The organism is Vibrio algarum (assembly GCF_028204155.1).
In the GTDB taxonomy this organism is placed as follows: Bacteria; Pseudomonadota; Gammaproteobacteria; order Enterobacterales; family Vibrionaceae; genus Vibrio; species Vibrio algarum.
On sequence record NZ_JAQLOI010000001.1, the window covers coordinates 456,003 to 481,919 of the forward strand.

Annotated in this window: 18 protein-coding genes, 3 tRNA genes, 3 rRNA genes and 1 pseudogene; 15 read left to right on the forward strand and 10 right to left on the reverse strand. The window is 42.0% G+C overall.

The window, feature by feature from the left end; translation table 11 throughout:
* The 8 genes from hemG to crcB all read left to right on the forward strand — a co-directional run bounded on the left by hemG (position 1) and on the right by crcB (position 8,028).
* The gene (gene hemG, locus PGX00_RS02320; RefSeq protein WP_272132533.1) at positions 1 to 528 is read left to right on the forward strand and encodes a menaquinone-dependent protoporphyrinogen IX dehydrogenase; all 528 of its coding nucleotides are present in this window, start codon (positions 1 to 3) and stop codon (positions 526 to 528) included.
* A gap of 530 nt (positions 529 to 1,058) precedes the next feature.
* A 16S ribosomal RNA gene (locus PGX00_RS02325) occupies positions 1,059 to 2,610 on the forward strand.
* 209 nt (positions 2,611 to 2,819) lie between these two features.
* A tRNA-Ile gene (locus PGX00_RS02330) sits at positions 2,820 to 2,896 on the forward strand.
* 38 nt (positions 2,897 to 2,934) lie between these two features.
* Positions 2,935 to 3,010, forward strand: a tRNA-Ala gene (locus PGX00_RS02335).
* Positions 3,011 to 3,382: 372 nt separating this feature from the next.
* Positions 3,383 to 6,275: ribosomal RNA gene (locus tag PGX00_RS02340) — 23S ribosomal RNA — on the forward strand.
* Positions 6,276 to 6,367: 92 nt separating this feature from the next.
* A 5S ribosomal RNA gene (gene rrf, locus PGX00_RS02345) occupies positions 6,368 to 6,483 on the forward strand.
* The 16S, 23S and 5S rRNA genes sit together here with 3 tRNA genes alongside, the layout of an rRNA operon.
* A gap of 91 nt (positions 6,484 to 6,574) precedes the next feature.
* Positions 6,575 to 6,651 (forward strand) — tRNA-Asp (locus tag PGX00_RS02350).
* Between the two features lie 993 nt (positions 6,652 to 7,644).
* Positions 7,645 to 8,028 carry a fluoride efflux transporter CrcB gene (crcB, locus tag PGX00_RS02355; protein WP_272132534.1) on the forward strand — a complete coding sequence of 128 codons (384 nt, stop codon included), beginning with the start codon at positions 7,645 to 7,647 and terminating at the stop codon, positions 8,026 to 8,028.
* 251 nt (positions 8,029 to 8,279) lie between these two features.
* On the opposite strand, the gene PGX00_RS02360 is transcribed toward crcB, so the two are convergent.
* Together PGX00_RS02360 and PGX00_RS02365 are read right to left on the reverse strand one after the other, a co-directional pair.
* Positions 8,280 to 10,070: an aminopeptidase P family protein gene (locus PGX00_RS02360; protein WP_272132535.1), complete on the reverse strand. Its 1,791-nt coding sequence runs from the start codon at positions 10,068 to 10,070 to the stop codon at positions 8,280 to 8,282.
* Positions 10,071 to 10,149: 79 nt separating this feature from the next.
* Positions 10,150 to 11,091 (reverse strand): LysR family transcriptional regulator, encoded by a 942-nt coding sequence (locus tag PGX00_RS02365; protein WP_272132536.1) that lies wholly within the window; start codon positions 11,089 to 11,091, stop codon positions 10,150 to 10,152.
* Positions 11,092 to 11,190: 99 nt separating this feature from the next.
* Here PGX00_RS02365 and PGX00_RS02370 point away from each other — a divergent pair, with 99 nt between their 5' ends.
* Positions 11,191 to 12,381 carry a multidrug effflux MFS transporter gene (locus tag PGX00_RS02370; RefSeq protein ID WP_272137895.1) on the forward strand — a complete coding sequence of 397 codons (1,191 nt, stop codon included), beginning with the start codon at positions 11,191 to 11,193 and terminating at the stop codon, positions 12,379 to 12,381.
* A gap of 111 nt (positions 12,382 to 12,492) precedes the next feature.
* Entirely contained in the window at positions 12,493 to 12,774 is a 282-nt protein-coding gene (tsrA, locus tag PGX00_RS02375) for an H-NS-like global regulator TsrA (protein WP_272132537.1), read from the forward strand.
* A gap of 32 nt (positions 12,775 to 12,806) precedes the next feature.
* Here tsrA and PGX00_RS02380 read toward each other — a convergent pair whose 3' ends face one another.
* The 4 genes from PGX00_RS02380 to PGX00_RS02395 form a co-directional block, all read right to left on the reverse strand.
* Positions 12,807 to 13,289, reverse strand: a complete 483-nt coding sequence (locus PGX00_RS02380) for a DoxX family protein (protein ID WP_272132538.1) — start codon at positions 13,287 to 13,289, stop codon at positions 12,807 to 12,809.
* A gap of 12 nt (positions 13,290 to 13,301) precedes the next feature.
* Positions 13,302 to 14,057: an HvfC/BufC N-terminal domain-containing protein gene (locus PGX00_RS02385; protein WP_272132539.1), complete on the reverse strand. Its 756-nt coding sequence runs from the start codon at positions 14,055 to 14,057 to the stop codon at positions 13,302 to 13,304.
* Entirely contained in the window at positions 14,054 to 14,908 is an 855-nt protein-coding gene (gene bufB / locus PGX00_RS02390) for an MNIO family bufferin maturase (protein ID WP_272132540.1), read from the reverse strand. Before bufB ends, PGX00_RS02385 begins: the two co-directional genes overlap by 4 nt.
* 74 nt (positions 14,909 to 14,982) lie before the next feature.
* Entirely contained in the window at positions 14,983 to 15,243 is a 261-nt protein-coding gene (locus PGX00_RS02395) for a BufA1 family periplasmic bufferin-type metallophore (RefSeq protein WP_272132541.1), read from the reverse strand.
* A 277-nt stretch (positions 15,244 to 15,520) separates the two neighbouring features.
* Between PGX00_RS02395 and uvrD the strand changes: the two genes are divergently transcribed.
* Positions 15,521 to 17,686, forward strand: coding sequence for a DNA helicase II (gene uvrD, locus PGX00_RS02400; RefSeq protein ID WP_272132542.1), 2,166 nt, complete (start codon positions 15,521 to 15,523; stop codon positions 17,684 to 17,686).
* A gap of 183 nt (positions 17,687 to 17,869) precedes the next feature.
* On the opposite strand, the gene PGX00_RS02405 is transcribed toward uvrD, so the two are convergent.
* Positions 17,870 to 17,995 carry a hypothetical protein gene (locus tag PGX00_RS02405; RefSeq protein WP_272132544.1) on the reverse strand — a complete coding sequence of 42 codons (126 nt, stop codon included), beginning with the start codon at positions 17,993 to 17,995 and terminating at the stop codon, positions 17,870 to 17,872.
* 339 nt (positions 17,996 to 18,334) lie between these two features.
* Entirely contained in the window at positions 18,335 to 19,249 is a 915-nt protein-coding gene (gene rarD, locus PGX00_RS02410) for an EamA family transporter RarD (RefSeq protein ID WP_272132546.1), read from the reverse strand.
* A gap of 175 nt (positions 19,250 to 19,424) precedes the next feature.
* Between rarD and recQ the strand changes: the two genes are divergently transcribed.
* The 3 genes and pseudogenes from recQ to PGX00_RS02425 all read left to right on the forward strand — a co-directional run bounded on the left by recQ (position 19,425) and on the right by PGX00_RS02425 (position 22,456).
* The gene (gene recQ, locus PGX00_RS02415; protein ID WP_272132547.1) at positions 19,425 to 21,266 is read left to right on the forward strand and encodes an ATP-dependent DNA helicase RecQ; all 1,842 of its coding nucleotides are present in this window, start codon (positions 19,425 to 19,427) and stop codon (positions 21,264 to 21,266) included.
* A pseudogene (locus PGX00_RS02420) lies at positions 21,253 to 21,563 on the forward strand (DUF3630 family protein). The gene recQ and the pseudogene PGX00_RS02420 overlap by 14 nt, the downstream one beginning before the upstream one ends.
* Positions 21,564 to 21,784: 221 nt before the next feature.
* Entirely contained in the window at positions 21,785 to 22,456 is a 672-nt protein-coding gene (locus tag PGX00_RS02425; protein ID WP_272132548.1) for a 7-cyano-7-deazaguanine/7-aminomethyl-7-deazaguanine transporter, read from the forward strand.
* An 80-nt stretch (positions 22,457 to 22,536) separates the two neighbouring features.
* On the opposite strand, the gene gppA is transcribed toward PGX00_RS02425, so the two are convergent.
* Together gppA and rhlB are read right to left on the reverse strand one after the other, a co-directional pair.
* Positions 22,537 to 24,030, reverse strand: a complete 1,494-nt coding sequence (gene gppA / locus PGX00_RS02430; protein ID WP_272132550.1) for a guanosine-5'-triphosphate,3'-diphosphate diphosphatase — start codon at positions 24,028 to 24,030, stop codon at positions 22,537 to 22,539.
* An 18-nt stretch (positions 24,031 to 24,048) separates the two neighbouring features.
* Positions 24,049 to 25,347, reverse strand: coding sequence for an ATP-dependent RNA helicase RhlB (gene rhlB, locus PGX00_RS02435; RefSeq protein WP_272132552.1), 1,299 nt, complete (start codon positions 25,345 to 25,347; stop codon positions 24,049 to 24,051).
* Between the two features lie 112 nt (positions 25,348 to 25,459).
* On the opposite strand from rhlB, the gene trxA reads away from it, so the two are divergent.
* On the forward strand, positions 25,460 to 25,786 hold the full coding sequence (trxA, locus tag PGX00_RS02440; protein ID WP_272132554.1) for a thioredoxin TrxA: 327 nt from the start codon (positions 25,460 to 25,462) through the stop codon (positions 25,784 to 25,786).
* The last annotated feature ends 131 nt before the right edge of the window (positions 25,787 to 25,917 follow it).

The following is a 25,917-nucleotide window of genomic DNA, read 5'->3' on the forward strand; positions in this document are numbered from 1 at the left end:
GTGAAAAAAGTACTTTTTTTGTATGCAACAACAGACGGTCAGACTGTAAAAATTTGCCAATATATACAGAATGAATTGTCAGACTACGAGTGTGAACTGCAAAATTTAAACGAAAATGGAGACGTGGATTTTTCCGCATACGAGAAAGTCGTAATTGGGGCTTCTATCCGTTATGGGCATTTGAGCAAAAACCTTTACCGCTTTATAGAAAAAAATCTAGAAGCATTAAATACATATAAAGTGGCTTTTTTCTGCGTAAACCTTACTGCTCGTAAAGAAGACCAAGGTAAAGACACACCTGAGGGGAGTGTATATATGCGTACTTTTTTGAAAAAGTCTCCTTGGACGCCAAAACTACAAGGAGTATTCGCCGGTGCTCTGCGTTATCCCCAGTACAAGTTCATTGATAGAGTTATGATTCAACTCATTATGAAAATGACTGGAGGTGAAACAGACTCAAGTAAAGAAATTGAATATACAAACTGGGATAAAGTAACTAAATACGCTCAATCTATTAAAGAAATGTAAACAAAACATGTCTTTTTACCCCTTGTTGCAGCAATTTTGTTCGAAAAGAAAATAAATTCGAAAAAAGTGCGAAAAGGGGTTGCCAATGTGATTCATCTCTCTATAATGCGCCCCACTGACACGGCAGAGCCCACAAGGCTTTGCAGATAAATCAGTAAGACGAGCAGCTTGAAAAAGCCTTTCGAAATTAAAATGAAAAAGTATTTGACTCTTCACTTTAAATCGCTAGAATGCACGTCCGCTTCAAGGGAAAGCCTAGAAGCAACGCTCTTTAACAATTTAAACCTATATCAATCTGTGTGGGCACTCGTTGATGACAATCGACAATGATTCTCTGCTTTCGGGCAAGAAATCAAAAATCGGTTTCAATGAACTGAGTGACCTAATTTGATGCTTTCGAGTGTCGAACACAGTTATTTAAATATCATTCTGTTGGAATGGTATGAACTTTAAAGAACACTTTACTGTTTAGCTTTGGCTAAGAAGTAAAAGGCAATTTAAAGTCAGTATTCATTGAGCCAAAAAAACTTAAATTGAAGAGTTTGATCATGGCTCAGATTGAACGCTGGCGGCAGGCTTAACACATGCAAGTCGAGCGGAAACGATATTAACAATCCTTCGGGTGCGTTAATAGGCGTCGAGCGGCGGACGGGTGAGTAATGCTTAGGAATTTGCCCAGTTGAGGGGGATAACTATTGGAAACGATAGCTAATACCGCATACGCCCTACGGGGGAAAGGAGGGGACCTTCGGGCCTTCCGCGATTGGATAAGCCTAAGTGAGATTAGCTAGTTGGTGGGGTAATGGCTCACCAAGGCGACGATCTCTAGCTGGTCTGAGAGGATGATCAGCCACACTGGAACTGAGACACGGTCCAGACTCCTACGGGAGGCAGCAGTGGGGAATATTGCACAATGGGCGAAAGCCTGATGCAGCCATGCCGCGTGTATGAAGAAGGCCTTCGGGTTGTAAAGTACTTTCAGTAGTGAGGAAGGCAGCAAGCTTAATACGTTTGTTGTTTGACGTTAGCTACAGAAGAAGCACCGGCTAACTCCGTGCCAGCAGCCGCGGTAATACGGAGGGTGCGAGCGTTAATCGGAATTACTGGGCGTAAAGCGCATGCAGGTGGTTTGTTAAGTCAGATGTGAAAGCCCGGGGCTCAACCCCGGAAGGTCATTTGAAACTGGCAAACTAGAGTACTGTAGAGGGGGTAGAATTTCAGGTGTAGCGGTGAAATGCGTAGAGATCTGAAGGAATACCAGTGGCGAAGGCGGCCCCCTGGACAGATACTGACACTCAGATGCGAAAGCGTGGGGAGCAAACAGGATTAGATACCCTGGTAGTCCACGCCGTAAACGATGTCTACTTGGAGGTTGTGGCCTTGAGCCGTGGCTTTCGGAGCTAACGCGTTAAGTAGACCGCCTGGGGAGTACGGTCGCAAGATTAAAACTCAAATGAATTGACGGGGGCCCGCACAAGCGGTGGAGCATGTGGTTTAATTCGATGCAACGCGAAGAACCTTACCTACTCTTGACATCCAGAGAATTTGCTAGAGATAGCTTAGTGCCTTCGGGAGCTCTGAGACAGGTGCTGCATGGCTGTCGTCAGCTCGTGTTGTGAAATGTTGGGTTAAGTCCCGCAACGAGCGCAACCCTTATCCTTAATTGCCAGCGAGTTATGTCGGGAACTTTGGGGAGACTGCCGGTGATAAACCGGAGGAAGGTGGGGACGACGTCAAGTCATCATGGCCCTTACGAGTAGGGCTACACACGTGCTACAATGGCGCATACAGAGGGCAGCCAACTAGCAATAGTGAGCGAATCCCAAAAAGTGCGTCGTAGTCCGGATTGGAGTCTGCAACTCGACTCCATGAAGTCGGAATCGCTAGTAATCGTGGATCAGAATGCCACGGTGAATACGTTCCCGGGCCTTGTACACACCGCCCGTCACACCATGGGAGTGGGCTGCAAAAGAAGTAGGTAGTTTAACCTTCGGGGGGACGCTTACCACTTTGTGGTTCATGACTGGGGTGAAGTCGTAACAAGGTAGCCCTAGGGGAACCTGGGGCTGGATCACCTCCTTAAACGATAGATTGCTTGATGAGTGTCCACACAGATTGATTAGGTTTAGAAAGTAAAGAGATGATAGCTCAGAAATATCTTCTGTTATAACGAAGAGATTTTAGTTTGAATCAAGGCGTGCCATTAACGAATGAAGGCGCATACATAAGTATGTAACTGAATGAGGATAAGCAGCACAACGACGAATCAAGCTGAAAGATCAAGTTAGAATGGGTCTGTAGCTCAGCTGGTTAGAGCGCTCGCCTGATAAGCGGGAGGTCGGTGGTTCAAGTCCACTCAGACCCACCAAATTAACTATGAGTTATCAATAGAAACACCCAACTGATGGGGTTATAGCTCAGCTGGGAGAGCGCCTGCCTTGCACGCAGGAGGTCTGCGGTTCGATCCCGCATAGCTCCACCATCTTTAAGTGTTTTTACTCTGCACAGAGAAAAGAATATTTAAAAATGGTTTTGGCTTATTTTTATAAGTATGAAATCTTTGCTCTTTAACAATTTGGAAAGCTGACTGATAAATAATTGATTATTATTTGTCAAAATAAAAGTTCTCAAATCCTATTGGCTTCTTTTTAGAAAGAAATTGATAGGTACTTGTTATTACTTCGGTAATAACAAACCAACACACATTCAAGTGTTCTTGGAAACAACTAACTTCGGTTAGATTGTTTAATATTTGAGTCCGGCAAAATCGAAAATGTTGTCTCGCTCATAATAAAGAGACAACGATTTATAACCTTGGTTGTTTGCCATACATAAAGACCCTTTGGGGTTGTATGGTTAAGTGACTAAGCGTACACGGTGGATGCCTTGGCAGTCAGAGGCGATGAAGGACGTATTAACTTGCGATAAGCGTAGATAAGGCAGTAAAAGCCACTTGAGTCTACGATTTCCGAATGGGGAAACCCACTAGCATAAGCTAGTATTATTAACTGAATACATAGGTTAATAAGGCAAACCCGGGGAACTGAAACATCTAAGTACCCGGAGGAGTAGAAATCAACCGAGATTCCGAAAGTAGCGGCGAGCGAAATTGGATTAGCCCTTAAGCTTTTAATGATGCAGGTGAAGATTCTGGAAAGTATCGCGATACAGGGTGATAGCCCCGTAACCGACACATCATTTTAAGTGAAAACGAGTAAGGCGGGACACGTGATATCCTGTTTGAATATGGGGGGACCATCCTCCAAGGCTAAATACTACTGACTGACCGATAGTGAACCAGTACCGTGAGGGAAAGGCGAAAAGAACCCCTGTGAGGGGAGTGAAATAGAACCTGAAACCGTGTACGTACAAGCAGTAGGAGCAGGCATTGCGTCCTGTGACTGCGTACCTTTTGTATAATGGGTCAGCGACTTATATTTAGTAGCAAGGTTAACCGTATAGGGGAGCCGTAGGGAAACCGAGTCTTAACTGGGCGTCGAGTTGCTAGATATAGACCCGAAACCAGGTGATCTAGCCATGGGCAGGTTGAAGGTTGAGTAACATCAACTGGAGGACCGAACCGACTAATGTTGAAAAATTAGCGGATGACTTGTGGCTAGGGGTGAAAGGCCAATCAAACCTGGAGATAGCTGGTTCTCCCCGAAAGCTATTTAGGTAGCGCCTCGGACGAATACTACTGGGGGTAGAGCACTGTTAAGGCTAGGGGGTCATCCCGACTTACCAACCCTTTGCAAACTCCGAATACCAGTAAGTACTATCCGGGAGACACACGGCGGGTGCTAACGTCCGTCGTGGAGAGGGAAACAACCCAGACCGCCAGCTAAGGTCCCAAAGTATAGCTAAGTGGGAAACGATGTGGGAAGGCTCAGACAGCCAGGATGTTGGCTTAGAAGCAGCCATCATTTAAAGAAAGCGTAATAGCTCACTGGTCGAGTCGGCCTGCGCGGAAGATGTAACGGGGCTAAGCTATACACCGAAGCTGCGGCAACATAATTTATTATGTTGGGTAGGGGAGCGTTCTGTAAGCCGTTGAAGGTGAACTGTAAGGTTTGCTGGAGGTATCAGAAGTGCGAATGCTGACATGAGTAACGATAATGGGGGTGAAAAACCCCCACGCCGGAAGACCAAGGGTTCCTGTCCAACGTTAATCGGGGCAGGGTAAGTCGACCCCTAAGGCGAGGCCGAAAGGCGTAGTCGATGGGAAACGGGTTAATATTCCCGTACTTCTTATAATTGCGATGGGGGGACGGAGAAGGCTAGGTGAGCCTGGCGATGGTTGTCCAGGTTCAAGGGTGTAGGCTAATTTCTTAGGTAAATCCGGGAAATTGTTAGGCTGAGACCCGATGTCGAGCCACTACGGTGGTGAAGTCATTGATGCCATGCTTCCAGGAAAAGCCTCTAAGCTTCAGATTATAAGAAATCGTACCCCAAACCGACACAGGTGGTCGGGTAGAGAATACCAAGGCGCTTGAGAGAACTCGGGTGAAGGAACTAGGCAAAATGGTACCGTAACTTCGGGAGAAGGTACGCTCTTGACGGTGAAATCCCTAGCGGATGGAGCTATCGGGAGTCGCAGATACCAGGTGGCTGCAACTGTTTATTAAAAACACAGCACTGTGCAAAATCGTAAGATGACGTATACGGTGTGACGCCTGCCCGGTGCCGGAAGGTTAATTGATGGGGTTAGACTTAGGTCGAAGCTCTTGATCGAAGCCCCGGTAAACGGCGGCCGTAACTATAACGGTCCTAAGGTAGCGAAATTCCTTGTCGGGTAAGTTCCGACCTGCACGAATGGCGTAATGATGGCCACGCTGTCTCCACCCGAGACTCAGTGAAATTGAAATCGCTGTGAAGATGCAGTGTACCCGCGGCTAGACGGAAAGACCCCGTGAACCTTTACTACAGCTTGGCACTGAACATTGACCCTACATGTGTAGGATAGGTGGGAGACTTTGAAACTTCGTCGCTAGATGGAGTGGAGTCGACCTTGAAATACCACCCTTGTATGCTTGATGTTCTAACTTAGCCCCATAATCTGGGGTGAGGACAGTGCCTGGTGGGTAGTTTGACTGGGGCGGTCTCCTCCCAAAGAGTAACGGAGGAGCACGAAGGTGGGCTAAACACGGTTGGACATCGTGTGGTTAGTGCAATGGCATAAGCCCGCTTGACTGCGAGAATGACAATTCGAGCAGGTGCGAAAGCAGGTCATAGTGATCCGGTGGTTCTGAATGGAAGGGCCATCGCTCAACGGATAAAAGGTACTCCGGGGATAACAGGCTGATACCGCCCAAGAGTTCATATCGACGGCGGTGTTTGGCACCTCGATGTCGGCTCATCACATCCTGGGGCTGAAGTCGGTCCCAAGGGTATGGCTGTTCGCCATTTAAAGTGGTACGCGAGCTGGGTTTAGAACGTCGTGAGACAGTTCGGTCCCTATCTGCCGTGGGCGTTGGAAGATTGAAGGGGGCTGCTCCTAGTACGAGAGGACCGGAGTGGACGAACCTCTGGTGTTCGGGTTGTCATGCCAATGGCATTGCCCGGTAGCTAAGTTCGGAATCGATAAGCGCTGAAAGCATCTAAGCGCGAAGCGAGCCCTGAGATGAGTCTTCCCTGGCACTTTAAGTGTCCTAAAGGGTTGTTCGAGACTAGAACGTTGATAGGCAGGGTGTGTAAGCGTTGTGAGGCGTTGAGCTAACCTGTACTAATTGCCCGTGAGGCTTAACCATACAACACCCAAGGGGTTTTGTGGACTCAATGAAGAACATTGAATGTGTGAAGAACTTATATTTTTGTTGGCTTTTCGAATTTTAAGATTTTGCTTGGCGACCATAGCATTGTGGACCCACCTGATTCCATGCCGAACTCAGAAGTGAAACGCAATAGCGCCGATGGTAGTGTGGGGTTTCCCCATGTGAGAGTAGGACATCGCCAGGCTCTTATTCGTTTTTATCTTTTTTAGAAAAAGATAGAAGCAAAAATTAACAAAGCATCTAAGTCAGACTTTGTTAATGTAAGAATACCATGTGGAGTGGTAGTTCAGTTGGTTAGAATACCGGCCTGTCACGCCGGGGGTCGCGGGTTCGAGTCCCGTCCACTCCGCCATTATCTTACGCAATATATACGAAGCCTCAGCAGAAATGCTGGGGCTTTTTTGCGTTTGGTGCATAAAGAATGCCCTGTGATGTGGTCGTTCAGTTGGTTAGCTTTTTGTTAGAGGAAGCCGGCCCGTCACGCCGGAGAATGCGCGTAATTGCAGTAGAGAGCAAGTCCCGTCCACTCCGCCATTATCTTACGCAGTATATACGAAGCCTCAGCTGAAATTCTGGGGCGTTTTTGCGTTTGGTATCCAATATTGAATCGGTTAATTATGCGATCTAATAAGGACTTTAAAATGATTCCTTATAAAGCATGATTTTCTGTCCTTGATTAATTCAAGTTCCAATTTCCGAATTAGAATGTGTTAGCAAGCTGTTTCTCATTTTTGTTATGATAAAAGTCGTACTGATATCGTTAAGTATCTCAAAGTTAGCAGAGTAAGCATCAATAAATGGGTTAAAGTTTATCTCGATCATGACCTTGAAGGACGTCACGATAAATTGCACTCTGGGAGGCCTTATCGTGCAACAGAAGAGCAGAAGTCGTAATTAAAGGGGTAAGAATCCGAACATACTGCGAATACGAATAGTGGCGTCTACAGGCAAGAAATATTACCCTTTATATCGAGAACAACTTTGATTTATCTCTAATGCAAATACAGATAATTGGCATTCAGTTATCATTATCGGTCAGGCTAGTTGGCAGCAAAGTGATCTCGCTGATGAATTGCGAAATTAGATGTCAATTCATATAGCGCCTCACTCACCATAAGTAAACGGTAAATGCCGAGATAAAACTGACCTACCACTTAGTTAACTTCACTTGTCCAAAGTTCAACTAACGTTAATTGCTCAAAAAGCTGTTTTTATATACAGCTTAAGTTACTCCTGTAACATTTTTAATGTGAGATATTATCAGACTTACAATGCGTTCTTTTTATTGGTCAATTTATAGTTAGACCTATAGAATATCGTTAACTTTTGTACAAAATGGTCAGTTATGAATCAATTCACGATTTTGGGTTTTATCGCCATCGGTGGTGCCTTTGGCGCATGTTCTCGATATTTGGTTTCAGAGCTTTGTGTTGCATTAATGGGTAGGGGGTTTCCTTATGGAACCTTAACTGTAAATGTTGTTGGTTCATTTATGATGGGTTTATTAATTGCTGCTTTTGAAACTGAGTTATTATCTCAGGTTCCATGGAGGCAAGTCATTGGACTTGGTTTTCTGGGAGCTCTAACAACGTTCTCAACTTTTTCCATGGATAACGTCTTGTTGTTACAACAGGGAGCATTTTTTAAAATGGGTCTAAACGTTCTACTTAACGTTCTACTAAGTATTTCGGCTGCTTGGTTAGGGTTCCAGCTTCTTATTCGTGGCTAAGAGTTATCAGCGATAGTTATCTATCGTATTTCAGTTTAGATTGGTGAAGCAGAATAATTCGCGACCGAGTTATTGAACAGATTAAGGTTAGCAATTGACCTAATATAATCACATTACTCCTATTTAATTGTTATACGTTTATCAGTTCGCGTTTCTAATTTACCTCGTAGTCTAATGCTCATATACGAGACACCATTTTTATGTTTCACGTGAAACATGCAGTACGAAGTACTGCATGTTTTATCGTAAGGTTAGGAATGAATTAGTTCTGATGTCGCACTTACAAGCCAGTTTCGTTCATGTTCCTGTAGTAATGGAGATAAGTTAGCTCTCACCTTTTTGTGATAAATATTTAACCAGCGCAGCTCTGGTTTCGTTAACATATCTGGAATGATACATCGTAGGTCGATAGGACACAGTGTTAGCGGCTCGAAACCTAGTCCCGCGAAATCTCCCCCTGTTTCTTTTGGTACAATAAGTTCAAGGTTTTCAATACGAATACCAAAACTATCTGCGCGGTAATATCCAGGTTCATTGGACACTACCATCCCAGGACGCAGTGCTACAAGGTTCGGTTTTTTAGATATGCTTTGGGGCCCTTCATGGACACTAAGGAAGTGGCCAACGCCATGGCCAGTTCCATGGTCGAAATCGTAACCATTAGCCCATAGGTGCTGCCGCGCTAGTACGTCTATCTGACTACCAGTGGTGCCACTAGGAAATGTGGCGGTTGCTATACCGATGTGTCCTTTTAAAACTAATGTAAAAAGTTTCTTCATTTCATCGGTAGGGGTTCCGATAGCGATTGTTCGTGTAATGTCTGTTGTGCCATTTGGATATTGACCACCGGAATCTACTAAATATAGTGTATTGAGACTTAAGTTTCCAGGAATGTCTTGGTCGTTATGGTTGTAGTGACACATTGCAGCATTTGGTCCAGAAGCTGAAATTGTATCAAAACTTAGATCAACCAAACTTGGGTGCGTTTCGCGAAAATATTGCAATTTGTCTGAAATAGTAGCTTCGTTATGGAGGCGATTTTGTTCCACTTCGGTATCTAACCAATGAAGGAACTTGACCATTGCAACACCGTCAACTACGTGACTTGATTTCATACCCTCTATCTCAGAGTTGTTCTTGACAGCTTTAAGCAACAAGCAAGGGTCAGGTTCTTCAATAACTATAGCAGAAGCTGATTCTAATCGAAGTTTAAACCAGGCATTGGTCGAAGTAGAGTCGAACAATACCGTTTTACCTCTTAACTCTTGAAGACGTGTAGTGAGAAGGGTTGGGTTAACAATATTAACGCCCCTACCTACATGTGAACTAAAATTTGTTGATACACGGTCCTCTTCTATAAAGAAATCAACACTTGAATCAGAGTAGATAATAGCGTGGGACAATAATACAGGTAACCTAGATACATCCAAACCTCTGACGTTTAGCAACCAACAGATTGTATCTAATCGAGTCAGAATGGCGGCGTCGGCTCCTTTTCCTTGGAGTAGTCCAGCGACTGTTCGCCTTTTTTGTGAGCTGCTTTCTCCAGTGATAGTTTCGTCTAATAGGCGCATTTGACTGAGTTTAGGCACGGGGCGATCTAACCAACATTCATCTATTGGATTAACGGTTAACTCGGCCAGTTCGATACTTTCGACTAATTCGTGTTTAACGTTCTTAAGCCAGGAAGCTGCATGCATTCTTGGGTCATAAGCTACTTTCTTTATACTGTTTTTTTGGCTATTGAGCCATTGCCAAAAAGGTTCTTCAGTTAGGTGGTGATAGCTAAAAATATCGTCCGGGACTTGATTTCTAACCTGAACAGTATAACGACCATCCACAAAAACTGCGGCCGAAGTTTTAGATATGACGGCAACTCCGGCTGAACCAGTAAACCCAGTTGCCCACATTAGACGTTCATTGTGTTCTGGAACATACTCGCCTAAGAATTCGTCCTCGTGGGGAATGATGAGAGCATCATAGTTGTTAGCAGTGAGCCAGTTTCGAATAGATTTGACTCGTTGCGAAATTACTGTATCCATGAATGTTCCTTGTTGTAGATAGCTTTAATTGTTTAAAACAACTTAATATAAAAATGGTAAAATATACAGAGTATATGAGTTATCGCAAATTTTGAGTCTTGCTTATAATCAGAGATTTCAGCCAATGAAGTGCCGGGTCATTTCCTCTGTCAGAACTCCAAAATAGAGTATAGGCCATAGGAGGGAAGGCCATAGGCAGTGGAATTACGGTTAAATCATAATGTTCAGCAACAAGTCGCGTAAAGTAACTTGGTGCAGTAAAAATGAAATCAGAATACGTACAAAGTGCCGAAGCACTATTAAAGTCAGGGACCGTAATTGCAATGTCTCTTTCAAGCCCACTTTCTGCAAGTTTATAGTCTAATAGCCAACGGTCGCTACCGTCACATCTAACTTGAATATGTCTAAGGTTTAAGTATCGGTCAAGATTCCAGTCTTTATTTAGAATTGGATGGTCTTTGCGTACAACACACATTTGTCTATCACGATATATTTCAGTCTCGGATATATATTTTGGTGTCGGCATGGTTAATGCTGCATGGGTGATATCTATGTCTCGGCCGGTAATTCCGATGTCCAGTTCACCATTACGCAGACTCTCAAATGTATTATCTGACCAGTTATGAGAACTTATACTGACGTTAGGTGCTTTGCTAAATAGTGCGGGTAAAAAATGCGGTAAAATAAGTGGGTATGCACTTTCAACTAAAGCGATATTGAATTTTTGGTGAGATGTATCAGGACTAAATTCGTCAGGTTGGTTGATCTGTTCTAACTGAATTATTAATCGATCAAGTTTAGGAACTAAATTGAGAGCCCTGGGAGTGGGCTTAAGTCCATGAGAAGTACGAACAAAAAGAGGGTCGTTGAACTGTAAACGTAACTTGGCTAACGACTTGCTTACTGCGGATTGACTCAAACATAATCGGTTAGCGGCCCTCGTTACGTTAAGTTCTTCAAAAAGCACCTTTAGACAAACTAAAAGATTCAGGTCTATACGGGATAGGTTTTCTAGGTTCATAAAGAAATTCCGAGCAGGAATAATGCAAATGATTATAAGCCATTTGAGGTCATATCAGTAGCCATATATGATTCGCACTTACCGCGATTCAACGAAGTTATATTAATGAACAAGATACCAACCAACAGATTTCAGATATCGTTACTCATTATGTTAGTGCTATTTAGTCCACTCGCAATTGATATCTATCTCCCTGCATTACCTTTGATTTCAGAAACGTTTCACGTGAAACATACCTATGCGCAAGGCACAATCACATGGTTCTTATTTTCTATGGGAGTAGGTCAGTTGTTTGCTGGACCTCTAGCTGATAGATATGGAAGAAAGATAATTGCTATATGCGGAGTATATATTTACGCGGTAAGTGCGTATATGGCTTGGTTGGCTAATAGCATTGAATTACTACTAACAGCGAGAGTGGTGCAAGGACTAGGCGCGTGTACTACTTCAGTCGCCGCATTTGCAACCGTCAGAGACGTGTTTGGCCCTGAAAAAAGTGGAAGAATGATTAGTTATCTAAATGGCGCGATTTGCTTCATACCTGCCTTAGCCCCCATACTTGGTAGCTACTTAACTCAACAATATGGGTGGCGTAGTAACTTTTCATTTATGGCCATTTTTGCAGTGATCGTAGGAACTCTTTTACTAATAGGTATGAAAGAGACAAACCCAAGTTTAGAGAAACAAAAAGTATTTAAACTAGAGCGATACATTAGTGTTTTATCAAATACAAATTTCTTGTTTCATGCGTCGTTATGTATGATTTCCATGGCTGTGATTTTAGCTTACGTAACCTCAGCACCGATCGTACTAATGGACCAGATGGGGCTAAATATGAACGAATTTACGTTTTGGTTTGGGGTTAACGCTGTAATAAATATCATGGCTGCTTTATTTGCACCAAAACTGATGGATTACAAAGGTACACAATTCGCATTAACTGTCGGGATAACTACGATGTTAATTGGTGGAACACTCATGCTTTTGTTACCAAGCCATCAATTTGCTTGGGCATTCATGCTGCCTATTTTCATGTCCTCTGTCGGATTTGCGCTTGTATTAGGTACGGCTGCAGGCAAAGCCTTAGCGCCATTTGGTGACAAAGCCGGAACGGCTGCAGCGTTAGTTGGATTATTCCAAATGAGTGGTGCTGGTATTGTAGTTAGTGCGGTGCAAAGATTGCATTTAGATGCTCAATATACAATAGCTTTGCAAATGTTTTTGATTGCTCCTGCCATCGTTGTCTTATTCAGCCATAGGGGAAAAATGTGGCATCAAAGGTACAACTGATATAATTGCTTTAATTAGTCGAATGTTTGTTTTCCAAGCATAGAATACAGTGTATATTTGAAGTGTATAAACACATACCTATTAATTAACCACTGGAAAAATATATATCTAATGTCATTAACGACTTATGAAATGGCTCGTGTATTAGAGCAATTAGAAGAATCGCCAGAAAAAATAATGTTTGGCAAATTGCTCAATGAGTTGGGAAATCAAAGTGAAGAACGAATCCGCAGTGCAGCAAAGCAAGTGCCTATCTATATATTGAGAGATATAGTATATCAATTTCAAAAAGTTATTGAGTCGCGTAAAGGCGAACAGGTTGAGATCTTAGCAAAAGAGTTAGCTAAGCAAGGTATTTCTGCTGAAGAGTTACAAAAATATTTAGATAAATAAATAGGCTCATTAAACTAAAGAGCCTATTTTATCTACGATAGATAACCATTTGTTGAATTGTTTTTTAGTACTTTAGATTTGATCAAACAATCTATTGAGAACAGCCCTGCACCCCAAACAATATTGATTAATATCATCAATCCCCACAACTGGTGATCATAGAAACCTTTTTCCCATAATAAAGGATATGAAAGCACAGCGATTAAGTTGAAGCCAAATAATAATACTGCCATCGGTCTTGTTAATATTCCTAAAGCAAGAAAGAGGGGTAGGGTTAGCTCGGCTGCAGTTCCTAAATAGGCTGCTAATTCCCAAGGCAAGATAGGCACAATATACTCATATTCGAATAAATAGAGCGTGCTATCCCAGGTCGCTATCTTTGTTAGACCTGAATTAAAAAATATCCAAGCAACCCACAGGCGGCAAAAGAGTAAAAGAAAAGGGATGAAAACCAGCTGGAGTTGGTCTACTGCTGTTTGGTAATGCGTAAAAGACTTTTGAAGTAAATTAGTCATATGAACTCCTGACTATGTATGCATCTGGAAACCGATAAACAGGTTTAAAGATATTAATTTTTGAAGATGTAAAAGTATATTTGGGGCAATCAACCCTAAGGGGATTTGAGATTCAATTTGCTTAATAAGCATTAACTCATCAACGCTAAGTTTTTCTACTAACAGATCGTCGTTGCTCAACACTAATACAACGCCACCCTCTCTTTTGTGTATATCTAAATTTTCAAAATCGTGATTTTTAATGGCATTCCTGATAGAAAAAACCGCAAATTTGGATTCCACAAGCTTACAAGCCGGGTTTAAGAACAAGCGAACTTTGGCCAGTTCGTCTGAATTGAGAGTTTGAATTTTCTGGAATGCATAGAGATTTGGTATTGGCTGAGGGTGGTCATTCATTTGACTGCTCTCATCTATAGCCCACTCTAAATTCGCGACGTCTTCAAGATAAGGCACTGCGGTAATAACTTGTTTCACTGAACGAATGGTCTTAGAAAAGCGACCGCCATATCCAGAAACATTTCCCTCTAGCAATGGGCAAGACAAGATATGCTTTCGGGCTAAACCATCGAAACATTGCTCACCAACTAAACTGAGAACGTCAGGGTAGGTAAGGTGCAAAATCTCAGTCAGGCTGATTATGAAGTTATTACGATAGATCTGTAAGCGCTCATCTGCTGTGAGCCGGTTGTCCAATATATTGCAATCGTTGCCGGTGGCTTGATAATGGAGTGCCTTGGCAAAATTTGATTGTAACTCCGATAACGTCATGAAACCTTCCTAACAGAATTATTTAGCGAGTGTAAGTGTTCACTTGCTATCTGAGCTTGTGATAAAAGGACTTCCGGTGTTGGAATATCTAAATCCCATTCGATAAGAGTGTGTCTAGCACCATTACGATTAATCCAGTTAGAAAAAAGAATCCAAACTTCGTCACTTACGGGCTTACTGTGTGTGTCGATCCAAATTTCACCTTTGTCGGTGATTTTTTTTGTAAATCCGGCTAAGTGAATCTCCTTTACCTTGCTTGCATCAATACCCGCTAAGTAAGTCTCACTAGAAAAACTGTGGTTAAAAGACGAGACATGTATATTGTTGAAATCGAGCAGTAGGTAGCAACCAGTTCTCTTTTGAACTTCTGACAAAAACACCCATTCATCGATAGTTGAGTGCGCGAAACTTACATAACTAGAGGGGTTTTCTACCAATATAGGTTGTTTTATATAGTCCTGTACGATGAGAACATTGCGGCAAAATACACGAAGGGCTTCTTCGGTGTAAGGTAACGGTAGAAGGTCGTTGAAGTAATGTCCACCATTTTCACTCCAGCTTAAATGATCTGAAACAAAAATAGGGTCTACGTCATCAATGAGTGCTTTTAATTTTGCTAGATGAGTATCGTTTACTGGAGCGACTGAACCAAGAGATAAACCAATACCATGGCAACTAATATCGTAGCTATTTCTGAGTGTCCGAAGATCGTGTCTAGCTTGAGAGTGGCCTGCGAAGTAGTTCTCGCTGTGGATTTCTAACCAAGAAAGTTTAGGTTCACTCTCTTTAAAAAAATCTATGTGAGGAGTGCGAAGACCGACTCCTACCTGACTATGAAAATTAGATAACATAAAGACCTCTTAAACTTCCTGCTACCTAGCGTGACCCAATAAAAAGGGATGTTTGGGCCACGCTAGAGAAAGAGTTAACTAGATGAAGTGCTACCACCCGCTAGGCGATCACAAAGGCCAGATGGCACCATAATAAAGGCGTCTTTTTGGAAGTCCTCTTTGGATGTACCGGCACATGAACTCGTTTTTGTAGCACAGTCATTTTTTCCGGCTTTGGCAACGCCATAGCATTTTTCTTTATCTGCAGCGACTGCATGAGTCGTTGTTAAAGTTGTCGCTGCAATTGCTAGAAGGCTAGTTACGGCTGCGGTAACGGCTAGATTAGACTTTTTCATATTTAATTCCTCTGAACTCATTCCATTGTTTTAGTAGGGCAAAGCTGATGTTGTTATTGTCGAGCAAATCATCAACTTGCTTAATGTATAGGAGAGGGACTGTGGATAAAAAATTTCACTTAATCATAAATAGTTCTCATTTAGTAACTTATCTAATTGAAATTTATAATAAAAATAAACAGGAAAATATGTGCACTAAATAACGCCAAACAAGATGATTAATGTATAATTGTAAAATTATGTATAAATAAACAGTAACCCTATTTAGGAATAAAAGATGGATGCTTCATTGCTACTTGATGGCCTTAACGATAAGCAGAGAGAAGCGGTAGGTGCACCGCTAGAAAATATGCTGGTATTAGCCGGAGCTGGAAGTGGTAAAACAAGAGTGTTGGTCCATCGTATTGCGTGGTTAATGGCGATTGAGAATGCCTCACCGTTTTCAATTATGTCCGTTACCTTTACGAATAAAGCTGCTGGAGAAATGCGAGCCCGTATCGAAGAGTTAACAATGGGCAGCGCATCTGGCATGTGGAATGGTACATTTCACGGAATATGCCATCGTATTCTCAGGGCTCACTATTTGGACGCAAATTTGCCGCAAGATTTTCAGATAATTGATTCTGATGATCAGCAGCGACTACTCCGTCGATTGATAAAAGCACAAAATTTAGATGAGAAACAGTGGTCAGCACGACAAGCCGCGTGGTGGATAAATGGTAAGAAAGATGAAGGGCTAAGGCCCAAGCATATAGATGCTTATCAAGACCCTATTACTCAAACGTGGCTTCAGATTTACTCCGCTTACCAAGAAGCATGTGATAGAGCCGGATTGGTTGATTTCGCAGAAATTCTTTTGCGGGTCACGGAGTTATTGCGTGATAAACATTTTATTAGAGAGCATTATCAGGCACGTTTTTCACATATTCTAGTGGATGAATTTCAAGATACTAACAATATCCAATACGCTTGGTTGAGGTTGATGGCTGGCAAAACGAGCCATGTCATGATCGTTGGAGATGATGATCAGTCTATTTATGGTTGGCGCGGAGCAAAAATAGAAAATATTCATAAGTTTACTGAAGAGTTTCCAAGCGTGGCCACTATTCGTCTAGAACAAAACTATCGTTCGACCAAAACAATACTAAAAGCGGCCAATGAGTTAATAGAAAACAATACAGAGAGAATGGGTAAAGAACTTTGGACTGACGGTGATGATGGCGAGAAAATTTCAGTGTATTCCGCTTATAATGAACTGGACGAAGCTCGCTTTGCAGTAAGTAAGATTAAGGAGTCTCAGGAAAGTGGAGGCTTATTAGTTGATTGTGCAATGCTCTATAGAAACAATGCTCAATCTAGGGTGTTAGAAGAAGCGCTTATACAAGCAGGGTTACCCTATAGAATTTATGGTGGAATGCGATTTTTCGAACGTCAGGAAATCAGAGACGCATTAAGTTATATGCGTCTAATGGCAAGCCGACGAGATGATGCAGCGTTTGAGCGAGTGGTTAATACTCCAACTCGAGGAATGGGAGATAAAACATTAGAAACAATTCGGTTTGCTGCCCGTGAACGTGGTGCAACTATGTGGGAAGCAAGCGTAGCACTGCTTAATGAAAAAGTGCTTGCTGGTAGAGCGGCAGGTGCTCTTAGTCGGTTTATTGAATTAATTGATGCCTTAGAAGATGACACATCTGAGTTTACTCTTCATCAACAGGCCGACCATGTTATCAAGTCTTCCGGTTTGTTCGCGATGTACGAACAAGAAAAAGGCGAAAAATCGAAAGCTCGTATTGAAAACCTAGAAGAGCTTGTTACAGCAACGAGACAGTTTGAAAAGCCAGAAGAAGCGGATGATATGACTCTGTTATCAGCGTTTCTATCACATGCAGCATTAGAAGCAGGTGAAGGGCAAGCTGATGAATTTGATGACGCTGTTCAATTGATGACATTACATAGTGCTAAAGGCCTAGAGTTTCCAATGGTCTTTATGGTTGGGGTCGAAGAGGGTATGTTTCCGAGCCAAATGTCGGCTGAAGAAGCAGGTAGACTAGAAGAAGAGCGACGCCTTTGTTATGTAGGAATGACTCGAGCGAAAGAGAAACTATTTATTACTTATGCAGAAATGCGCCGCTTATACGGGCAAGATAAATATCATAAACCTTCTCGTTTTATCAAAGAGCTACCAGAGGTATGTTTGGAAGAAGTTCGAATGAAGGCGCAAGTCAGTAGGCCAGCTACGAGCGGACGCTTTAACCAAACAGCAGTGAAAGAAAACTTTAATGAAACAGGGTTTAGTTTAGGGCAGAGAGTGACGCACCCTAAATTTGGCGAAGGAACAATTATCAACTTTGAAGGTAGTGGCCCACAGAGTCGAGTTCAGGTTGCCTTTAATGGTGAAGGAATCAAATGGCTTGTTACGCAATACGCCAAACTACAATAGGCATAAAAAGAAAAACCCCGATACTTTCGTATCGGGGCTATAGTCTTACTTGCAGCAATCCAGCTACTAAATGTGCTCCATGCATCAAATCCTTGATAGTGTGCTGTAATCCTTCAGCGTATTCCTTTTCATCGCCTTCCTAGCGGTGTCCTTGATCTTATCCTGATCTGCTAACAATCCTCGTCAGCGTCCGTCACTTGATCCTTGAGCGGTGTCCTTTACATCATCCTGATGTTCAGTCCTTGCCTCTTCCAGAGGTGTCCATTGTCTTTCCTTAGTAGTAACCATCCTAGCTACTATTGCGTCCATTCAATGTCCTATTCGCTTTCCGTGCAGATTATTCATCCTGAACAACCTAATCTTCATCCTAAAGACCACCTAATCCTTGGTGCTTTCTTATTCCGTGTCAGTATCCTCCCGACAAGATTGATAATAGCAAATGACACCTCATCAACAAGTAGGCTAAACGATTGCCTTACTACTAAATATTATTCAAATTAGCATTGTTTGTAGGTTTTAAAGGGCTTACTGCCAAATAAATCGAATTAACGGATAGGTTAAACACTAAAAGACTTACGTTGATGTAAGAGATCTCGCACAAGAAGTGACTACAATATCTTACTGTCATAAATAGTCAGTAATTTCGAATTATAACGCTTTTCGCATTTTTCTGTTTTGGTTGGCGAATTTTAAACCATCAAAACTAAAAATGATCAATGCAGCCCATATAAAGGTAAACGTCAAAGCTTTATCTGCAGAGAAGGGTTCGTGGTATATGAAAACAGCCAATAAAAACATTAAACTTGGGCCTATGTATTGAAAAAAACCCAACGTGGATAACATGATGCGAGTTGCGGCTCCGTTAAAACAGAGTAAAGGGAGCGTTGTGACGATGCCCGCAGCAAAAAGAAGAAGATTTAAGTTGAGCTCATTGTTGACTAAATTTGATGTCGAGCTATCCGCAATCAAGGCTAGGTAAATAAGTGCAGCTGGTAGAATAATCATCGTCTCTATAAACAGCCCCGTTTGAGCATCTAGGTTTATTTTTTTCCGAAGTAATCCGTAACAGCCGAAACTTGTCGCTAAAGCTAGGGCTACAACGGGGACTTTACCAAATGCAACGATCTGAATTGCGACACCTAAAAAGGCAAGTAGAACTGCAAACCATTGAAGTTTTCTAAGCCTTTCTCCGAGAAAAACCATACCAAGAAGAACATTAAACAATGGATTTATATAGTAACCAAGACTGGCATCTATCATATGTTCAGTATTTACTGCCCAAATAAATATTAACCAGTTAGTAGCGACAAGTAGAGAGGTTACTGTCAGAAACAACATGCTCTTTTTTTGTTTGAGGACTTTTGCTACGACTTTCCAACGTTTTCCAAGGTGTAATAAAAAGGCAAGAAAGACAAATGACCATATGATCCTGTGGCTAAGTATTTCTAAAGGAGCAACTTCGATGATAGCCTTAAAATAGATAGGAGCTATTCCCCACATAGTGTAAGCCGCTAGCGCCAGTAATACGCCTTGTTTTGATCTAACCTGTTGTTCGGTTGTCATGCTTTCCGTAACTTATGAATTGGTATGAGTAAGAGAGCGAGTATAAAAGCGATATCACATATTCACCTAATAATTTGATGTTTTATTCACAGCTAAACCCAACTACAATGTCCCGCTATATTAGGGACTCTATTTCCTAAGTGACCATTCAGCTTCTTTATCTACTAGGATACTAATGACTTCTAAGCTTTTAGCTCAGCAAATCGATACCCAACAGCCTGATCCAGAATCAATATTAAATGATGTGTTTGGATATCAGAAATATCGTGATGGCCAAGGTGAAGTTATTAGAGCAGCACTAAATAACCAAGATAGCCTAGTTATTATGCCTACGGGTGGTGGTAAATCACTGTGTTATCAGATTCCTGCATTAGTGAAAGAGGGGCTGACTATAGTCATTTCGCCACTTATTTCGTTGATGAAAGATCAGGTCGACCAACTTAAAGCAAATGGTGTTGCGGCAGGCTGCTTAAATTCATCCATGACAAGAGAAGAACTATCATCTGTTTTTACCCGGATGAATAACGGTAAACTTAAGCTATTGTATGTATCACCAGAAAGAGCATTAACTCAAGATTTTACAGAACGCTTATCTTGGGTAAAAGTATCAATGATCGCGGTTGATGAAGCACACTGTATTTCTCAATGGGGACATGATTTCAGACCTGAATACGCCGCTTTAGGTCAACTTAGAATGCAGTTTCCCACGGTTCCTTTTATGGCATTAACGGCCACTGCTGACGATGCGACGAGAAAAGATATCGTTTCTAGGTTGCATCTAAATCAGGCATTGATTTACCTGGGAAGTTTTGACCGCCCAAATATTCGTTACAATCTTGTAGAGAAACATAAACCTGTTTCTCAAGTGATTCGTTTTCTGGCTACACAAAAAGGCCAATGTGGCATTATTTATTGTGGAAGCCGGAAAAAGGTAGAGATGTTAACGGAGAAATTATGCAATAACCATATTCGTGCCGCTGGCTATCATGCGGGTATGGACACTGATGAGCGTGCTTATGTACAGGATGCATTTCAGAAAGATGATATTCAAATAGTGGTTGCTACCGTTGCTTTTGGAATGGGTATCAATAAGCCCAATGTGCGATTTGTCGTGCATTTCGATATCCCAAGAAATATCGAATCCTATTATCAAGAAACAGGTCGAGCAGGTCGAGATGGTCTTCCAGCCGAAGCGATGATGCTGTTTGACCCTGCGGATATGGGGTGGTTGCGTAAAATATTGGACGAAAAGCCTGATGGTGAGCAAAAACGAGTAGAAACCCATAAACTTAACGCTATGAGTGCATTTGCAGAAGCGCAAACTTGCCGTCGACAAGTTTTGTTGAACTATTTTGGTGAGTATAGACATGAGCCATGCGGAAACTGTGACATATGCTTGGATCCACCAAAGCACTTTGATGCAACAGAAGCTGCTCAAAAAGCACTTTCATGTGTGTATCGGGTTAATCAAGGTTTCGGTATGGGCTATGTTGTGGAAGTTTTAAGAGGTATGCAAAATATACGTGTTAGAGAAAATGGTCATGACAAGCTTTCGACCTATGGTATAGGTCGTGAGCATAGCCATGATTATTGGATCAGTATTATGCGTCAGCTTGTTCACAAAGGTTTGCTTTTCCAAAATATTACTCGAAACTCAACATTGCAGCTAACCGAAGAAGCTAGGCCTCTTTTACGCGGAAATATGGATATTGAGCTTGCAGTACCAAGACTAGACACCGCAATAAGAGCTGCCAAATCCAACAAGTTGGCTAATCGTAACTACGACAAAAAATTGTTCGTGAAATTACGTAAGTTGCGTAAATCCATTGCGGATGCAGATGGTTTGCCACCTTACGTGGTATTTAGTGATGCGACCTTAATTGATATGGCTGATATGTTACCAACATCATATGGTGAAATGCTTGCAGTAAATGGTGTGGGACAAGTGAAACTTGAAAAATACGCGGACGAGTTTTTAGATACGATTCAGGAGCACATTACTCATGGAGAAGAATAAACGCTGGGGGCTGATGGAGTGTATAGAAAAGGAAGGTAAGTTAATCTTAATTGCACCATCATTCGATGTGGACTCTTTCCCAGAGCTTGGACAAGAACTGGTTGAACTGCTGTCAGCAGAGGTAAAAGAAAAGCAATTTGATGCTGACCTACATTCTTGGTTAATCGATTTTGAAGGGTGTATTTTTTTCTAAGAGCTGAGCACTATTCTGAATCCATATGGCTTGAAGCTTTGTATAAACAGGAGAGTCGAGAAGAGGTGGATTATTTAGCGGCTCTTTTTACCAAAGGTTTCTAACCTTATGCGATTAATGAAAGTAAACGCTCTTTTCATTAGTGGAGAATCTGGTAATTTAAAAATACACAGCTAAACGTTTGCGAAGTTTTTAGGTACTTGCAGCGTAATTTGATTAATGTATAATCGCCGCCCGCTCGTATGAGCATTTTTTAACTGCTTTAAAGAAGACATGTTGTCTACTTGGGTTCCCTCAACCCCAAGCAAAACTAAAAAGGTATAAAATGAATAATTTTACCCCAGCGCAGATGCGCAAAGCACTTTCTATTTTGGTTCTATTCCACTTAGTGATCATTGCATCAAGTAATTATTTGGTTCAATTACCGTTTACTATCTTCGGTATGCACACTACTTGGGGGGCATTTACCTTCCCATTTATTTTTCTTGCGACAGACCTAACCGTGCGTGTTTTCGGCGCAAAACTGGCGAGAAAAATTATATTTGTGGTTATGATTCCTGCTCTAATCGTGTCCTATTTATTGTCTGTTATTTTCTTTGAGGGGCAATTCCAAGGTTTTGGCAACTTATCTGAGTTTAATCTGTTTGTTGCTCGTATCGCCGCCGCAAGCTTTATGGCATATCTACTGGGTCAAATACTCGATGTTCATGTCTTTAATCGCTTACGTAAATTGAAACAGTGGTGGGTTGCCCCGACGTCTTCAACCTTATTTGGTAATGCACTCGATACTCTAGCGTTTTTCTCGATAGCGTTTTATCAAAGTCCTGATGCGTTTATGGCTGAGCATTGGCAAGAGATAGCTCTGGTTGACTATGGTTTTAAACTTGTCATAAGCTTGGGCTTATTCGTACCAATGTATGGAATGCTGCTTAACTACTTAGTTAAGAAGTTAACAGCGGAGAATCCAGAGCTAAAAATTACTGGTGTGAACGCTTAAAATAGAAAAAGCGAACGTCATATGCCGTTCGCTTTTTGATTGGAATGTCCTGTCCTGAATCCGTTAACCGCTCTTATTAACTATCTTGCTTTTATTACTAACGGCCAACCTATATCTGACTGGCGATTAGATTCAATTTCAAGTTCAGCAGCTGTTAGTGGGTTTTTTTCTAGCCATGACTTCTTAATGGAAATAACTAACGCATCTTGGTCGGACTCTATATGGTATTCTGGTTCAAGCTCAGAGCTTCTTCGGTGTGTTAAAATGACAGCAATTCTTAATAAGCGGAGTATTCGCTTACCACTCAACTCAGAAATAGCATGTTGCTCAGGTAATGATGATATTTGCTCACGATAACGGCGTGTTAATTCGCCAATATAGAATTTCTGGGCTCGGGTAAAACCGGGTAAATCGAGGTTTTGTAATAGATAAGCGCTGTGTTGACCACCGCTTTTAAAATCGATAGTTAATCCTATTTCGTGAAGCTTTGAAGCGGCTTCAAGCAATGTAACAGCTTGTGGTTCTGGTATCCACGTTGTGCCACCGCATTGCTTTAGTAGAGAAGAAGACACAGCGAATACTTGGTCACCATAGGGGCCGTCGATTTGATAACGAGATTGTATGCTCGAAATGGTTCTAGAGCGTATATCGTCTTGCTGCATTTCCGCCATCATCTCGTACACCATACCTTCTCGTAGAGCCCCACCAGCTAGTGTCATCGTATCTATTTTTAGAAGCTCAAATATGGCGATTAATATCGAAAGGCCACTGGGAAATACTAATGCTCTCTCTAAGGTCAAACCGTCGATTTCGAGTTCTTCTAAATGGTCGGCTAACATCGCTTGTTTTTGTAATCTTTTGAGTTTGGAGTGAGTGATTACTTCGTCCATACCCTGTGCCAACATGATTTCTTGTAGTGCTTGAACTGTCCCACTAGCGCCGACACACACGTCCCAACCTATGTTGGTGTATTGGTTCAGAATAGGATGTAATGTTGCTTTAGCAGCGTCAATTGCTGCATCGAAGTTGTGCTTATTTAGCTGTCTATCTTTAAAGTGCTTTTCTAGCCAAGTGACGCAACCCATTTTGACACTGGTTAATGCCTTGGCTTCAAAACCTTCCCCAATAATGAGTTCGGTGCTTGCTCCACCAATGTCGACCACAAGTCTGCGGCCTAAGCCGCCTGATGTATGTGCGACACCTTTATATATTGTGGCTGCTTCTTCTTCACCAGATATAACATTAATGTCATACCCAAGAATTTCATTTGCTTGTTTTAGAAAAACATCCACATTAATGGCCGTTCTGAGTGTTGCAGTGCCAACAATGCAGATATTTTCCGTAGGAATATCCTGTAGTCTTTCAGCAAATAATCTTAAACAATCCCAACCGCGTTGCATGGCTTCAGGGCTAAGGGTGTTATTTTCATTGAGTCCAGCAGCTAAGCGTACTTTTCGCTTAATTTTTGCCATTGTCTGAACGCTTCCATCAATATGACGCACAACAAGCATGTGGAAACTATTCGAACCTAGGTCAATGGCCGCATAGAGCGGCGATGAGACTGTTTGATTCATATTTACTAATTCTATCCCTTAACTACGAGGTTGACGTGGGCGGTAGTTGCTGCGCTTATTATTGCGATTACCGTTACGAGGGCCACCTGAAGGTTTACGATTGTTGCTTGGTCTTGTTCGCATTCGAAGTGCTTGCGGTAGATCATCAAGCAGTGCTTCTGGATCATATTCAGACAAAGGTATGGTGTGTTCAATGTATTCTTCGATTGCCGTCAGATTAATAGCGTATTCTTCACAAGCGAAACTGATCGAATGTCCGCTTTCACCGGCCCGGCCTGTACGGCCAATCCTGTGAACGTAATCTTCACAATCGTCAGGCAAGTCGTAGTTAAATACGTGAGTCACCTGAGGAATATGTAATCCACGCGCTGCAACATCTGTCGCGACTAAGATGTCAACTTCGCCCTGAGTAAACTGTTCTAAAATGCGTTCTCTTTTCTTTTGTGGCACATCACCAGTTAAAAGGCCAACGCGATGACCATCTGCGGCTAGGTGACCCCAGATTGAATCACACTTATATTTTGTGTTGGCAAAAACGATCGCACGATCTGGCCACTCTTCTTCAACAATGGTTTGGAGTAGAGCCATCTTATGCTCGTTTGATGGATAAAATAACTCTTCCTGGATGCGGTGTCCTGTTTTTTGTTCAGGCTCTACCACAACATGTTCTGGGTTGTGCATATGCTCAAAAGCTAACTCTTGTACACGATAAGAGAGCGTAGCTGAAAAAAGCATGTTTAGGCGATCTGTCGGTTCAGGCATGCGGCGGAAAAGAAAGCGAATATCTTTGATAAAGCCTAAGTCAAACATTCTATCGGCTTCATCAAGTACAACGACTTGAATATGGTTCAAATTAAAAACTTTTTGTTTATAAAAATCGATAATTCGGCCAGTTGTACCAATCAGAATATCAACGCCTTGTTCAAGCTTTGACACTTGTTTATCGTAACTTTCACCACCGTATGCAAGCCCTGCTTTTAGCCCTGTAGATTCTACTAACGATTCGGCATCGTTGTAGATTTGAATAGCTAATTCACGGGTTGGCGCCATAATGATGGCACGAGGTTGGTTCGGTTTTCTTCCTTCTTGCTCCGGTGTTGTTAGTAAGTGATTAAAAGCAGCAGTAAGAAACGCTAACGTTTTACCAGTACCCGTTTGGGCCTGGCCTGCTATATCTTGGCCGGTGAGCAATACCGGCAACGCCAAGGCTTGGATAGGGGTACAATATTCGAACCCTTTTTTATCTAATCCTTCAATGACTTGCGGTAATAAACCGAAGTCGGCGAATTTGTGCTCTGTGATATGCGTCTTTTTCATAGTTATAGAATATCAGTTAAGGGTTGCAATACGGAAGCAAATACATTCCAATAGGGAATCTATTTCCTGGTTATCATCCAACCAGTAGCATATAAACACATTGGAGTGGAAGATGAGTGACAAATTTTTGCAGCTATCAGATGAAAGTTTTGAAAACGATGTAATCAAAGCTGCAGGGCCGGTATTAGTTGATTTTTGGGCTGAATGGTGTGGACCTTGTAAAATGATTGCACCTATTCTAGATGAGATCGCAGACGAATACGAAGGCAAACTCACTATCGGTAAACTAAATATCGACCAAAATGCGGGCACACCACCTAAATTTGGTATTCGTGGTATACCTACGTTACTTCTTTTTAAAGATGGTAGTGTAGCAGCAACGAAAGTTGGTGCACTTTCTAAATCTCAATTAAAAGAGTTTTTAGACGCAAACCTGTAATTTAGGTTTGATATTGAGCGATAAACCGTGCACTTTAACATTTGCACGGTTTTGTTTTTTGTAAAACTAGACTAGTCTTCCATTTAGTGCTAGTTTATCGCACGATAAATAAACAAATGTTCATTTCTTGG